The sequence below is a fragment of the Aequorivita aurantiaca genome, assembly GCF_030410135.1.
Classification (GTDB): domain Bacteria; phylum Bacteroidota; class Bacteroidia; order Flavobacteriales; family Flavobacteriaceae; genus Aequorivita; species Aequorivita aurantiaca.
The window spans coordinates 39,049-53,491 of the sequence record NZ_JAUGQQ010000010.1 but is presented as its reverse complement, the minus strand read 5'-3'; the positions used below and the strand labels follow the sequence as shown (position 1 = coordinate 53,491).

The following is a 14,443-nucleotide window of genomic DNA, read 5'->3' as shown; positions in this document are numbered from 1 at the left end:
ATGGAAAATTCTGAAGTGATAACTAATAATTTTTCAGTAAAAAAGTATGAGGCTAGTGCTATGGGTGAATGGGATCAGTTTATAGATTCCGCAAAAAATGCCACATTTCTTTTTAAGAGAAATTTTATGGACTATCATAGCCATAGGTTTTCTGATTTTTCATTAATGATTTATAAAAAGGATAGTTTATTTGCAGTGCTTCCGGCCAACCATTGCGACAATATTTTATATTCCCATCAAGGCCTTACTTATGGGGGTTTAATTTCAAAAAGTGCCAATGCGGGCACTATAGAAGATATTTTGAATGCCGTAATTTACTTTTTGCGGCAACATGCTTTTGTGGCAGTACAGTTAAAAATTATGCCGCAATTTCTGCAAATTGATTATCACAGCGCGCAGGAATATTTTATGTTCCAAAAAGGTGCTGATCTGGTAAGGCGCGATATGAATTTTATTATTGATCTCTCAAAAAAACTGAAATTAAGCAATTCAAAAAGAATAAAACCAAATTCTGAAACAGCAAATTTACTAGAAATAGGAGTTAGCGACGATTTAAAAACCTTTTGGGATGAAATGCTTGTTCCAGGTTTGGCGAGTACGCACGGGGTGAAACCCGTACATTCTTTGGAGGAAATCCAACTTTTAAAGGAAAGGTTTCCGAAGAATATTTTGCAATATTACGTTTATGCCAACAATGCCAAAATTGCCGGAATGTTGCTTTTTGTGGACAATGGCGTTGTAAAATCGCAATACGTGGGGTCCACGGAAACTGGAAAATCCTTTCGTGCATTGGAATTTTTATATGTCAAGCTATTAATGAAATACCAAACCGAAGGATTTCGCTATTTTGATATGGGAATTACCAACACGAATGAAGGAAGGCAATACAATAGCGGCCTAACCCGCTATAAAGAAGAGTTTGGCGCCTTCGCCGTAAATATGGATCATTTTAAATTGAATATTTTATGATTTCCTTTCTCGATTTAAAAGCAATCAACCAACGTTTTGATGCAGAAATTCAAGACAGCTTTCGGCAATTTTTGGATTCGGGATATTATATTTTGGGAAACCAAGTAAAATTGTTTGAGGCAAATTTCGCACGCTATTGCGGAACTACCCATTGCGTTGGCGTTGGCAATGGCTTGGATGCGCTTCGGTTGATTTTGGAAGGTTACAAAATACTAGGAAAATTAGAAGAAAATGATGAGGTTTTGGTGGCTTCCAACACCTACATTGCAACCATTTTGGCAATAAAGCAAGCGGGATTAAAACCGGTTTTGGTTGAGGCAGATTTAGAGAATTATAATTTCCACCTCGCTTCCCTCAAAAAAAATATTTCCGAAAGAACAAAAGCAATAATGCCCGTACATCTTTACGGACAGCTTTCACCAATGGAAGAAATTTTCAAGATTTCAAAGGAAAATAATCTGCTAGTTATAGAAGATGCCGCCCAAGCCCATGGCGCAAAAAATAATGAAGGAAAACTTGCAGGAAATTTGGGCGATGCCGCGGGTTTCAGTTTTTATCCTACGAAAAACCTCGGCGCTTTGGGTGATGCCGGCGCAATAACCACTAATGATGATGCCTTGGCAGAAGTAATTAAAAAATTGCGAAACTATGGTACCTCCACAAAATATGTAAACGAACTTTTAGGATTCAATTCCCGGCTCGATGAATTGCAAGCCACATTCCTCAATGTAAAATTGCCCACATTGGATGCCGACAATGAAATTAGAAGGGCGATTGCCAAAAAGTATATTTCAGGAATTAAAAATGATAAAATAATCTTTCCGAATTATGACGGAAGTGAAAATCACGTTTTTCATCTTTTTGCGGTTCGCGTTGAAAATAGAAATGATTTCATAGATTTCTTAAACCGAAACGGAATCGGACATTTAATACATTACCCAATTCCTCCGCACAAACAACAAGCACTTTCAGAGTTTTCGCAATTAGCTTTTCCAATTGCCGAGAAAATCCACAACCAGATTATAAGCATTCCAATGAGTCCAATAATGACTCGGGAAGAAGTGCAAAACGTAATTTCGGTTTTAAATAATTATTAATTGAAAATCCCACAATTCATACGCGGCAATCTGCTTTTGAAGATGACATCCTTAAATGCCGGGGTTATTGGTGTTAGGTTGGTAATTTCATTTTTTATCCAGCGCATGCTGGCGTTAATGGTGGGCGAGGCGGGAATCGCGAAAATAGGTTCGCTTCGAAATTTAATGGAAATCCTGAGCGCTTTTGCGTCAGTCGGCATTTTTAGTGGCGTGGTAAAATATGTCGCTGAGTATAAAGATGACAAGCAACAATTGCAAAAATTGTTCTCCACAACCTATGTTTTTACGGTTTTGGGAACCATTGGTGTTTCAATAATTTTATTTTTTGGCGCCTCTTTTTTGAGCACACAAATTTTCGATTCCGCCGAATATATTTATCTCATAAAATTATTGGCCGTAATGGTGCCATTTATATGTATGTATCGCGTTTTCAGCGCTGTTGTAAATGGACTTTCGCTGTACAAAAAACTGGCTGGAATTGATCTTATTAGCTACGTTTTAAGTTCTATTCTAACAGTTGTTTTGCTCCTCAGCAATAATATTGACGGCGCGCTGATTGCAATTGCCATTACTCCGGCACTTCAGTTTTTTGTGCTTCTTTTTATCTTTTTGAAAGTACTTCGGGAGTATTTACAATTTTCAAAACTCAGCTTCAAAATTCCAATGGCCAAGGGGCTGTTGGCGTTTTCACTGATGTCATTTTTCTCTACGGTTTTATTGAATTATGTTGAAATTGACATTCGTGTAATGATCCAAAATCGCATTACTATGGCAGATGCGGGAATCTGGACGGCGATGACCAATATTTCCAAAAACTATATGGTTTTTTCGAGCGCAATTTTTACGTTGTACGTGCTGCCTAAGTTTGCTGGAATTCATTCAAAAACTGATTTTAAGGCGGAACTTTTCAATATCTATAAAACGCTTTTGCCGCTTTTTGGAGTGGGAATGTTATTGATCTATTTTTTGCGGGATTATGTAATCCAGATAATATATCCAGATTTTTATGGGATGGAGCCTCTTTTTAAATGGCAACTTCTCGGCGATTTTGTGCGGTTGGCGGCAATCGTTTTGGGCTATCAGTTCTTGGCGAAAAAAATGGTTCGCAATTTTATTTTTTCCGAAGTATTGTCGCTTGCTTTATTCTATGGTTTTTCCTATTATTTCGCAGGTATTTATGGAGTTGAGGGTGTTGTGATGGCTCATTTTCTACGATATGTTGTTTATTTTCTAGTGGTATTTTATCTTGTTTTTCGTTATTTCAGAAAGAAGAAAAATACCGTCGATAATTCTTAAAAACATATTTTTTATCCTTTCCATTATTTCCTAATTTCAGAATATTCAATTATTACACGGGAAGTTCAACCCATTGCAAATGGCTATCTTTGCAAATAAAATTCAGCAGTAAAATTTATCTGAAATTATATGTCCCAAAGCTTTTTTAACCCTTTTGAAGAACTAATTTTTGACGAGCATTTTTGCTTTCTTTCCGGCGTTTTGACCACTGAAAACATACCAGTTTTTCCCCAATGGTTAATGGACCATTTTAAGTTTGGCGAGGAACGAATTGAAATGATGGACAAATCCAAAACCTATCATTATTCCGATTTGACACTTCCCTGTTCCCCCAAGGTAAAAAATGCTTTTGCCATTTTGGACGAGAAAGTTCAGAAAGCCTATAAACTCGGTTATGAAGGAATGGCTTCTCTTGATGAACTGTTGCTTTTCCAATGGACCGGCCGAATGGTTTACGGCCTTCTTTACTATGAAATGCAATACGAACGAAACCGGTTGCTTCGGCTGGGTGAAGAGTTTGCGCTGTCAGCCGCGCTTAGGGAACGTTTTGGCCACTTCCACTTAATGCTCCAATCCATAATTGAACCCATTTCCTTCGTGGGAAAAAAACCTTGGAGCATCGTGGTTTTCCCTCTAAAATATTCCGCTGATATTTTTAGCTATCGCGATGATGCTATTAATTTAATGTTCTCATTTGGGGTGAATGGTTTCGGCTTTATTGCCTGTTTGCAGGATAATGGCATCATCGGCGAGAAGCAAAAAGAGCTGCTTGATAAAATGAAGGGCCACACTTTACACCCAGTTCAATTTGAGGAATTGTACGCACGTTTCCATTATTCAGACTATATTTTGCAATACAAACCGGAATACAAAATTGAAAATTGTGAAAGCGGAATTACCATTGAAGCCATTCCTATTGAAAAAAAGGGAAGCAAACCGATTTTCGGCTTTTGGGATGAAGATATTTTTGCCCAATTATTAGCCAATTATTGGAGCGTGTATGGTATAGAAAGAGAAGATATCCTTAGGTTTCAAAGGCCTATGTTAAGTTTTCTTGAAAATCCATATTCGAAGGATTTTATTAACCCTGAAGCAATTGATTTGCCATATTAACTATTTTCCCAGGCATCCAAATATTTTTTTGCGATGGAAATATAATTGTGTGCGCGCTCAATAAATGCAATCGCATTCCTTGAAATTTCCTGCAATTTTTCCCGATTTAAAATCAGTATTTCCAGCTTTTCGAATATATTACCCACATTTGGAAGCGCATTTATGCACACCTCATCTTCCTCTAAATTATAGCGTTCCAAAAACTCCGTTTCGGCGCCGGTAAAAACTACTTTTCCTTTCGCCATCGCTTCCAGCGCATTGTATCCTTGATCGTAAGCAAATACTTGGTCCAAGAGGATATGGGCAGAATTGTACTTTTCAATATATTCGGAATAAGGAATATTTTCAACAGTAATCACTTCTACTTTTGAAGGATAATTTTGCTTAATTTTTGATAGCGCAGCTTCAAAGTAATCATTTCCTTTTTTGTAATAATTCGCCCGATTTATTCCGTGAAAAATAACAATTTTATCTTCGGAAGTAAAAGCAGAATATTGGAGTTTGTTAGTATTTACGGGGTTTGGAATAAGTCCTAAATACTTTTTATTTCCAAGCAGCGGAATGTCATAATCCAAGTCGGAAGCAATAATTCCATCCACATTTTCAAATACAAAATTGTGTAAATCCTTATATTCCGAGTTTAAATATTTTAAAGCGGGGAAAAATTCCTTTTCAGAAATTTTCCCTTCAAAAAGAGGAGTGAAAATGGAATAGCGGAACTTTTTTTCATACGCAAATTTCACGCTGGTATAATCCGTGCCGCAGGAAAGCAGGAAGATTTTTTCGTTGTTTTTCTTTAAAAAGGAAATGATTTCTTTTTCATATTTGGGCAAAATTCCGAGCGGACTTTCGTTTATCAATTGCACAACATCAAAACCTTTGAATTTTTCTTTCTGTTGAAGAAATTGATTTTTTAAGGATATGGAAGAAATATCAATACCAAAAAGCTGAAACAATCCAACCTTTATTTTTTTTGAAATTCCGGTATTGTACTTCCGTTTTAAAAGAATGTCCGAAGGGAAATTTTTAAACTCATCACCCGTGGAAACAAGCCTTACTTCGTGGCCCAGCGCTGTTAATCCTTCTTTTAATGAATTGTGCAGCCTACTGTATTCGCCCACCAAAAGTATTCGCATAAAACTTATATTTGCCTTGTGCAACCAAAAATACATAATAAATAACGATGGCCGCTGAAAAGAAATTTAAAGTGTGCCTGGTTTCAATTTCACTCGCAAAGGGAGGATTGGAGCGGTCCTGCGCAATGCTGTCGCAAATGTTGGAAGGGAAAGGCCACGATGTGCATTTGGTGATTTTGAATGATGAAGTGGATTACCCGTTCAGTGGCAAAATGCTGAATTTGGGAAAATTGAAATCCGATAACGATTCAGTGGTTAAACGCCTGCTTCGTTTTCGAAAGTTTCGAAATTATTTGAAAAAGGTAAATTTTGATGTTATAATCGACCATCGACCAAAAAATAAATTAGAGCGGGAATTATTCTATTCGAAGTTTATTTATAGGGAATTGAACAAAATTTATGTGGTGCACAGTTCCAAAAAAACGGAATATCTTACGGAGAATCCCGCGTTATTTTCTAAAATCTGTAACAAAAATATATTGAACGTCGCGGTCTCGGAATACATTGAAAATGAAATTTTGAAAAAGGAAGGTATTGCCAATACCCTGACTATCCATAATGCTTTTAATCCGGCGTGGGAAGGGGAGGGCATTGGGCTTCCGGAAGTACTTCAAAATAAAAAATATATACTTTCCTATGGCCGATTGGACGATTCCATAAAGGATTTCAAATTTTTGATGGAAGCTTTTTCACGATCAAAAGTCTGGGAAAGGGATTATCATCTCGTTATTTTGGGCGATGGAAAGGATAAAGAAATGCTTCAGAAATTGGCAATAACAAAAGGATGCGCTCGGCAAATTATTTTTCTACCCTTCACCAACAGTCCTTTCGAGATTATTAAAAATGCACATTGTGTAACGCTAACTAGCAAATATGAAGGTTTCCCGATGGTGTTGGTTGAATCACTTTCCTTGGGAACGCCCGTGGTTTCTTTAGATATACCTTCGGGTCCTTCGGAAATTGTGCAGCATCAAAAAAACGGTTTGCTCATTGCCGAAAGAAGTTTACCTTTATTTTCGGAAGCTTTACAAAACATCTGCTTTGCCGATGGATTTTATCAAAAATTAAAAGCCAATACAAAACCTTCCGTTGAAAAATTTTCAATGCAAACCATTTCTGAAAAATGGAACCAAACTTTACAGCATGCACTACGTTGATTTGGATAAAATAGAATTAAAGGACATCCCGAAAATCAGTGATCCGGACGGTCGCGGAAACCTTTCGGTGGTTGAAAGGGATTTTTTACCCTTCACGATAAAACGAGTATATTATCTATACGATGTTCCCAGTTCGTCCACCCGCGGAGGCCACGCCCATAAGGAATTACAACAGTTTTTGATTGCACTTAGCGGCAGTTTTGATGTGGTTTTGGATAACGGCAAATCGCGAAGGACCATTACCTTAAACAAACCCGATAAGGGTTTACTGATTCCGAACGGCGTTTGGCGGGAATTGGAAGATTTTTCTTCCGGAGCCGTTTGTCTGTCGTTGGTCAGCGAGGAATACAACGAAGATGATTACATCCGCGAATACGAGGAATTTATGCTATTTAAAAGTTCCTAAACGTAGCCCGAGCTTTTCCAAATTGTTCTTGGTTTTTGAAAGATACTTCAAAATGGTTTTGTTCTGGCGAAGCAGAAACTGTTGTTTTTTACTCAAATTTTCCAGTGTTATCTTCTTGAAATTTTTCTGAAAAGCTTCTTTGTTTCCTTCCATTTTGGCCAAAATACAGAGAGAATATCTGTTTAGATCCAAAAATTTTTTCAGTGCGGGATTGTCTTTTTCAAAAGTTTCATAAGCTTCAAAACTTGCTTTTTCTTCCAAATTTTTTACATTCTGGAACAAACTATTTTTCCGAACCAAATAGGTGGCGCATACTTTGGGGCTGAAAACTACTTTATATTTTAAGCCAATTCGCACGTAAAGATCAGTGTCTTCGCCACTTTTTATTTTTGGATTATACCAGCCCACATTCTCAAAAACATCTTTTTTTATAACGGTGGAAATGCTCAGCAGTACGGAATCCAGTTGACTCGCTTCAAAATAATCTACAACAACGGCATCTTTAGCAATGGTTGGAATTGAATAACTGTTTTTAAAAATCTTTCCATTCCGCCTAATTTCTGTGGCGGTGGCAAAAACAGATTCCTGGGGAAATTCCTTTATCAGCCTGTCCTGCTCTACCAAATAGAAAGGATACCAATAATCATCGGCATCCATTAAAGCGATATATTCGGCTTTCGCTTGCTGGATCGTAAAGTTCCTGGCGGCAGATGCGCCCTTGTTTTCGTTGGAAAAATATCGAATTCGCGGATCGTTGAATTTTAAAATTTCTGCCTCGCTATGGTCGGTGGAACCGTCATTCAAAATCACAACTTCAAAATCAGTAAAAGTCTGCGCCAAGACACTCTTCAACGTATCGGCAATATATTTCTCTTTATTAAAGACCGAAATGACTACTGAAAATTTAGGCATCTTTTGATTTTAGTGAACTAAGATACCCCAAGCGGTACAAATCAAAAAGGAAAAGCGAAGGTTTTGATGATTGGAGATTTTTCAATATGGGTTTTCTACAAACATTGAAAAATCCCCGAACCAAAAACAATAGGTTCCATTCTTTTAGTTTCAAATAAGTTTTTAAGATTTTTACCGATTCCCCATCAACAACCTTCGAGTGATGAAAATCCAATAAATTTTGAAGTGCCAATTCCGACTTCTTTATAAAAACGTGGTTGGTTTCTAAATTTAAGTGGACCACGGGATTGTCGATATGAAGCAAGGGAATTTTATTTTGTTGAAGCTCATATCCAAAAACGGCATCTTCGTAGCCATAACCCGCTAGATTTTCATTGAATTTTATGTTGTGAAAGACCTCTTTTCTAATTGCAAAACCCATCGTTATAAAACTTCGGTACGGATTTTTTATTCGTGCGCCAAGTGGCAAACTTTCGCGCACCGAGCCATATGTGTGTCTTAAACTTAAGTTTTCAGAGTTATTTTTAGGATAAGTAATACCTCCGAAAATTACGGAGATTTCGTTGGAAAATGTATCTAAATAATTTTTGATAAATGCTGAAGTCGAAGGAAAAGTGTCCGCGTCCAAAAAAAGCAACCAGTTATAATTTGCGCTTTCTGCCAAAAGATTTCGGATTTTGCTTCTGCCAATATTTTCTTCCAAAATCTGATAATTGCAGTTTTTCACTAAATTGATTTTAGAATTTTCATTCACCGTTTTTGCATCGCTGGAGGCGTCATCCAACACCAAAATTTCATAAACGATATTCTCGCTTTCGCATTGTTTTTGCAGATTTTCTACCAATGGCAAAACATTGAAATTGTATGTAGGGATGAGGATTGAAATCATTTTTCGGCAATCAATACGGTTTCTTCCATAAACCCAAAACGTTCATTTGCCGGAAAAGTTTTGATTTCCACGGTTTGAAAACCATTTACCTTCAATCTTCGCTGCAAACCTTCCACCGAATAAATGCGAACGTGATCTTCCTGTCCAAATGCTTCCAAACGCTCTTTGGCGGTGGTTATTGAAAAATCTTCGTAAATATTTCCTTCTTTAAATGGCGTTTGAATAATACAGGTGCCGGAGGGTTTTAATACGCGGTGCAGTTCTCCCATTGCGCTTTTGTCATCTTCTATATGTTCCAAAATATGATAGCAGATTATTAGGTTGAAATAATCATTTTCCAAGGGAATTTTTGTGATATCATATTTATAATCTGCAAGAAATTCATCTTCATAATCGGTACTGAAATAGGTGATTTCCTGTTTTTTATTCAGCAATCTATAAACACTTCGAGAAGGCGAAAAATGTAGCACATTTCCATGGATTAATTTGTTTTCATTTAGAAAGGAATAAAGCCGGCGGGTTCGCGATCGGCTTCCGCAGAAGGGGCAAAGCAAATCACCATCGGGAATTTCGATAAATTTTTTCAGGCCATTGCCGCAGACGGTGCATTGATGGTTTTTTCCGTGCAAATGAAATGCGAATATGGAACGGATAAGCACCTCATTTTTAAAAAGGATTGTTTTTGGAATTATGGAAATTGCTATTTTTTTCAGCATTTGGTACATCCGGCTAAAATACAGTATTCTTTTTGTCCGTTCATAAATGGATAATTATTTTGATACATATATGTGAGTTGTAAAGTGCTGAAGATATATTCAAAATTCATATATTAATAAAAATTTAATGATGCGCCATCTATTTTTTATAGTTTTTATATTGAGCACTTTATGTGGATTTGCACAGGATGAATATTGGTTCTATTTACGCACAAAAGATACAGCTACTTTAAATTTTAAAGTAGAGGGCGATTTGCTGAAATATGTGGGCGAAGACAAAATTCTAAAGGAAACCTTGGCGAAGGAAAAGATTAAAACCTTTAAAAAAACGCTACGAAAAGCAAAAATTAGGGATTTAAACCGGACCTATTTTGTGGTTGCGAATAATGCAAATTTGCACACCAAGCTATTAAAGGATACGCCAAATATATTTATTTCAGGAGAGCCTATTTTAGGGGAGGATAAAAAAATTTATGAACCCAACGATTATGGGTTAACCAGTACCATTGGCGAGAATATTGGCATGCAGGCCAACCTCGATTATCTTGATGTGCTAGGTTTGCCGGAGGCTTGGTATTATACAACAGGGTCGCGCGATGTACCAATAGGTATTTCCGATGGGCAGGTAAATCCCAATGATATTGATTTTCAGGGAAAAACCACTCTATTCAATAGATCCCATTATGCCGGCGGTCACGGTGTTAACATTGCTGCAAATGCCGCCGCACAAGGCGACAACGGTGTCGGTTTTACGGGTGTTTGTTTTGACTGCTCTATTTATGGGACAAGTTATGGGCAATTCTATAATTATTCAGAAGTCGTGGGTCTTGCCAAGGCGGGTGCCCGGGTAATAAACTGTAGCTGGGTTTCTACAAGATATATTGAAAACGGCCAAAAGGTGATGGATAGTTTGTTCAACGAAGGTGTTATAGTTGTTGCTGCGGCTGGGAATCGCGATTTTAGCAAAACTAAGGGAAAAGTATATTCCTATCCAGCTTCCTATCGCCACGTTATTTCGGTTTCATCGGGAATGTATCGGCATGAAAAACCTTTGGACAATATTTTGCAATTGGAAGATGGAACATATTATACAAGCAATTTGCGCGGTTCAGTGGGAAGGACCATGGGTTTTCCAAAGAACGATACTTTGCAAACTCCATTTGTTTATGAGGTTTCAACTGCTATACTTAATACTGAGGTAGATATTTTAGCTCCTACCAGCGAGCTTATAATGTTTCAAGAATTTATAAATAAAGGTGAAGTTGCACACCACCAGTTTGAAACCACATCGGGCGCAACGCCATTGGTATCTGGAACCATTGGGCTAATGTTTTCCTTATATCCTTGCTTAACTGCCGAAGAGGTAGAACCAATATTGAAGATTACGGCGTTAAATATTGATGATGTTCCCGGTAACAAAAAGTTTGCGGGGCTTTATGGTGCCGGATTATTACAGACCGGAAAGGCCATAAAATTATTGCACGATCTTAAAAACGAAAATGAAACTGCCTATATTGAAAATCAAAATTTTAATAGATGGGATTTTACGGCTGTAGGGGTTTCAAAAGAAATAGTGGTTCGCAATCAAGTTTTTCAGGAAAATGCGAACCTGGACATTGAGTCAAAAAACCGGATACGGATAGGTACAAATACGGTTTTAAAACCAAACCAAAATGGAAAAATTAAATTACGGATTAACCCGGATTTAGAAAACGAGTGTAATTTGCGTACCCGAAAAAACAAATGATTTTCAATTACTGTGGAGGGGAGTAAATATCAAAATAGTCGGTCTTTTCAATGAGTGTCCACGAATTTTTTATGATATCATCCATAATATAACCTTCCAATTGCTCTTCCGTAAATTCTGAATTTTCAAGAAATACAATAGTTTTTGAACCTTCCAATTCTGAAATCAATTTTTCTCCTTCATTGTTAATTTCAACATCCAGTGGCCAATCGGTGCCTAATGGATTAACGGTTGTTGTCAGATAATGCGCAAGGGTGATTGAGGGAAGCACAGTGAAATTTGGATATTCAGGCGCAAGTTGTTTCAATTCATGGTATTTTCCGTAAGTATCTTTATCACTTTTTATGCCCTTCAATTGTGGGAATACGCTGCCCATATCAAATTTTAATTCGCTTCTGTCCGAATCGCGATAAAGGACTTGATAACCATAATAAAATGTTCCCAAGAAAACCGAAAGAATGAAGGCATAAATAATTGGCATTTTTAGTTCAGGTTTAATAAATTTTCCTTTCGAAAAAACCAATAGGTACAGACTGAAAAAAATAGGCAAGGAAAAATGGATTGGCGTTTGGTAGCCATTGCTTATTGAAGCGCTCCAGCTTACCCCTAAAAGTAAAAGGAGCAAAAAATATCGCTTGTCACGAAACGCCTTCAGCACGCAAAAACCAGCCGTTGCAATAAACAATAATTGCATAATATATTTTATGGTGTGCCATTCGCCAAAGTAGTAAAACTGTAATACGAAAATTGTTGCGATGGCAACATTTAAAAGAAGGTATGTTATCTTCTTTGGAAGAAATTTATAGCAAACCCAAAAAAGAAAAACCCCCGCAAGACTATAAATAATATTAAATTTTAATGCCAAATAATATGTTTTTATACCCACGCTAACCAATGCCCCACTGCCGGTGCGTTGAAAAGTTTGTTCAAAAAATGGAAAAAAACTGCCCGTTGCAAATTTTAAAACAAAATATACGAATACCCAAAAAAGGGCGAATCCTGAAAAGTAGATTAGTTTTTTATATTGTTTTAAAAGCAACAAATATCCTCCCAGGAAAATTGGCGTAAAATAGAAACTTTGCTTTGAAAAAACTCCCATTACCAAAAAGAAGCAACCTAAGAACCATTGCCAATTTGTGGTTTCCTTTCTTGCGATAAAATAAATGCCAAGCACACAAAAAAATACGCCGTCTATGGTATTCCAACCCATCGGGGGATAATTGTGTATCGAAACTAACGCTCCCAAAATTGCGATGAAGTAGGTGAAATCTTTCGAGGTTATCGAAAAATTTTCAACCAACATTTTTGCTCCTAGAAAACTATATATGAAAACCTGTATATAAAAAAACGCCCTGTCAAGCAAATAGCCATAGGTTTCAGAAATAAAAAGGAAAATGGTATGGAAATAAGCAGGAACGGCGGGACGCGTATAAATGAAATCGCGATGCGGAAATTGTCCATTATAGATATTCCACGAAGACCCGAAAATATAACCCGTATCGGTTCCTTCAAAACCATACGGCATATAAAAAATGATGTAAAAAACACAGAGTGCAAAAAAGAGAAGTTGGAAAGGAGAAATTTTATTTAGAATCCCATTTTGCATATATTCCAAATATTTGTTTTTATAGTTTAATAGCGCTAAACCGTTTTTTGAACCACTTCAAAAATCTGGTTTTCATCACACTTCAATGTTTTTGATGGATATTTCAAAAGAAGCGCGTAATCGTGGGTAGCCATTAAAATAGTGTTGCCATTTTTGTTTATTTCCCGCAAAACTTCCATTACTTCCACACTCGTTTGAGGGTCGAGGTTTCCGGTAGGCTCGTCGGCCAAAATAAGTTCGGGGTCATTTAGAAGTGCGCGGGCAATGGCTACCCGTTGCTGTTCGCCGCCAGAAAGTTGGTACGGATATTTAAAAGATTTTGTTTTCATACCAACCTTTGCCAATACCTCATTTATCTTGCTCTCAATGGCAGGTTTGTCCTTCCAGCCGGTTGCGGTAAGTACAAAGTTGAGATTGTCGTGAACTGTACGGTCGTTCAAAAGTTTAAAATCCTGAAAAACCACTCCCAATTTTCTTCGTAAAAATGGAATGTCATTTTCCTTCAATGTTGCCAAATCGTATCCCACTATTTCCCCTTCGCCTTTTTGCAGCGGAAGATCGCCGTAAAGTGTCTTCATAAAACTACTTTTTCCGGTACCCGTTTTTCCAATTAAATACACAAATTCTCCTTTTTCCACGGAAACCGAAACATCGGATAGAACCAAATTTTCACCCTGAAAAATGGAGGCGTCTTTTAAAAATAATACGGTATCGGACATAGGGATTTAAGATTTACGATTTTGGATTTCGTTTTCGATTTCGATTTCGATTTCAAAAGTAATTTGAATTACTGCAAACTGCAACTGATTACGGCCACATATTTAATCTTTGTAAATTTCTTTTTTCAATTTATCAATTTCCTTTTGCTGCTGAAGTGTGTACAACGTAAGTTCCTCAATTTTCTGAAGCAAAATCAAATTCATTTCTTTCAATGAAATGCCTTCATTTTGCATTGTTTCGGCGGAAGGGACATTGGGCAAATGATTATTTTCCTTCAAAAATGCTTCCAATTCCTCCAAGGAAATCAGTGTATAATCCGGCATCCTTTCAGAAAAGCCATTAAAATATTTTTCAAAAACATAATCCGGGGCAACTGCTCCATCCAAATCTACCAAAACCTCCTGGGTGTGAATTTTCCCCTTTACGGTCAAAAGTTCGTCGGGATTGGAAGTTCCAATGCCAATTTTACCGTCCTTTTCTGAAAGATTTTTAAAAGGGCTGCGCTGGGCGGTGGCAGAAATTGAAAACAATATAAGGGAGAAAATCAGTAATCTATTCATAGCGAATTAATTTAGAAATTTGGAATTTTTAAAATTACGGTATTTTTCATGAACGTTTCAAACCCTGTTAAATTCTGTTGTGGAACTACATACTTATTCCACTTTTGAAGCGTTATAAT

The 14,443-nt window shown here is 37.0% G+C and carries 14 protein-coding genes; 7 read left to right on the top strand and 7 right to left on the bottom strand.

The window, feature by feature from the left end:
* From QRD02_RS12405 to QRD02_RS12390, 4 genes are all read left to right on the top strand, one after another.
* Positions 1-969 carry a GNAT family N-acetyltransferase gene (locus QRD02_RS12405; RefSeq protein ID WP_290255275.1) on the top strand — a complete coding sequence of 323 codons (969 nt, stop codon included), beginning with the start codon at positions 1-3 and terminating at the stop codon, positions 967-969.
* Positions 966-2,066 (top strand): DegT/DnrJ/EryC1/StrS family aminotransferase, encoded by a 1,101-nt coding sequence (locus QRD02_RS12400; RefSeq protein WP_290255274.1) that lies wholly within the window; start codon positions 966-968, stop codon positions 2,064-2,066. Before QRD02_RS12405 ends, QRD02_RS12400 begins: the two co-directional genes overlap by 4 nt.
* The gene (locus tag QRD02_RS12395; protein WP_290255273.1) at positions 2,067-3,362 is read left to right on the top strand and encodes an O-antigen translocase; all 1,296 of its coding nucleotides are present in this window, start codon (positions 2,067-2,069) and stop codon (positions 3,360-3,362) included. It abuts the gene before it with no gap.
* A gap of 129 nt (positions 3,363-3,491) precedes the next feature.
* The gene (locus QRD02_RS12390) at positions 3,492-4,475 is read left to right on the top strand and encodes a hypothetical protein (protein ID WP_290255272.1); all 984 of its coding nucleotides are present in this window, start codon (positions 3,492-3,494) and stop codon (positions 4,473-4,475) included.
* On the opposite strand, the gene QRD02_RS12385 is transcribed toward QRD02_RS12390, so the two are convergent.
* A complete protein-coding gene (locus QRD02_RS12385; RefSeq protein ID WP_290255271.1) occupies positions 4,472-5,611 on the bottom strand; it encodes a glycosyltransferase in 1,140 nt (379 codons plus the stop codon). The two genes, QRD02_RS12390 and QRD02_RS12385, sit on opposite strands and share 4 nt — an antisense overlap.
* 47 nt (positions 5,612-5,658) lie before the next feature.
* Here QRD02_RS12385 and QRD02_RS12380 point away from each other — a divergent pair, with 47 nt between their 5' ends.
* The gene (locus QRD02_RS12380; protein ID WP_290255270.1) at positions 5,659-6,768 is read left to right on the top strand and encodes a glycosyltransferase; all 1,110 of its coding nucleotides are present in this window, start codon (positions 5,659-5,661) and stop codon (positions 6,766-6,768) included.
* A complete protein-coding gene (locus tag QRD02_RS12375; protein WP_290255269.1) occupies positions 6,755-7,174 on the top strand; it encodes a sugar 3,4-ketoisomerase in 420 nt (139 codons plus the stop codon). Before QRD02_RS12380 ends, QRD02_RS12375 begins: the two co-directional genes overlap by 14 nt.
* Here the strand turns inward: QRD02_RS12375 and QRD02_RS12370 are convergent.
* From QRD02_RS12370 to QRD02_RS12360, 3 genes are read right to left on the bottom strand one after another with little or no spacing between them, the layout of a single operon-like run.
* A complete protein-coding gene (locus QRD02_RS12370) occupies positions 7,157-8,086 on the bottom strand; it encodes a glycosyltransferase family 2 protein (protein WP_290255268.1) in 930 nt (309 codons plus the stop codon). The two genes, QRD02_RS12375 and QRD02_RS12370, sit on opposite strands and share 18 nt — an antisense overlap.
* Positions 8,079-8,975: a glycosyltransferase family 2 protein gene (locus tag QRD02_RS12365; protein ID WP_290255267.1), complete on the bottom strand. Its 897-nt coding sequence runs from the start codon at positions 8,973-8,975 to the stop codon at positions 8,079-8,081. The genes QRD02_RS12370 and QRD02_RS12365 overlap by 8 nt, the downstream gene beginning before the upstream one ends.
* Positions 8,972-9,691: a class I SAM-dependent methyltransferase gene (locus tag QRD02_RS12360; protein WP_290255266.1), complete on the bottom strand. Its 720-nt coding sequence runs from the start codon at positions 9,689-9,691 to the stop codon at positions 8,972-8,974. Before QRD02_RS12360 ends, QRD02_RS12365 begins: the two co-directional genes overlap by 4 nt.
* 127 nt (positions 9,692-9,818) lie before the next feature.
* Between QRD02_RS12360 and QRD02_RS12355 the strand changes: the two genes are divergently transcribed.
* The gene (locus QRD02_RS12355; RefSeq protein ID WP_290255265.1) at positions 9,819-11,438 is read left to right on the top strand and encodes a S8 family peptidase; all 1,620 of its coding nucleotides are present in this window, start codon (positions 9,819-9,821) and stop codon (positions 11,436-11,438) included.
* 7 nt (positions 11,439-11,445) lie between these two features.
* Here QRD02_RS12355 and QRD02_RS12350 read toward each other — a convergent pair whose 3' ends face one another.
* From QRD02_RS12350 to QRD02_RS12340, 3 genes are all read right to left on the bottom strand, one after another.
* Positions 11,446-12,963: a hypothetical protein gene (locus tag QRD02_RS12350; protein WP_290255264.1), complete on the bottom strand. Its 1,518-nt coding sequence runs from the start codon at positions 12,961-12,963 to the stop codon at positions 11,446-11,448.
* A 116-nt stretch (positions 12,964-13,079) separates the two neighbouring features.
* Complete coding sequence (locus QRD02_RS12345; protein ID WP_290255263.1) at positions 13,080-13,763, bottom strand: cell division ATP-binding protein FtsE; 684 nt, start codon at positions 13,761-13,763, stop codon at positions 13,080-13,082.
* 102 nt (positions 13,764-13,865) lie between these two features.
* Positions 13,866-14,324, bottom strand: a complete 459-nt coding sequence (locus tag QRD02_RS12340) for a tail fiber protein (protein ID WP_290255262.1) — start codon at positions 14,322-14,324, stop codon at positions 13,866-13,868.
* Positions 14,325-14,443 lie beyond the last annotated feature (119 nt).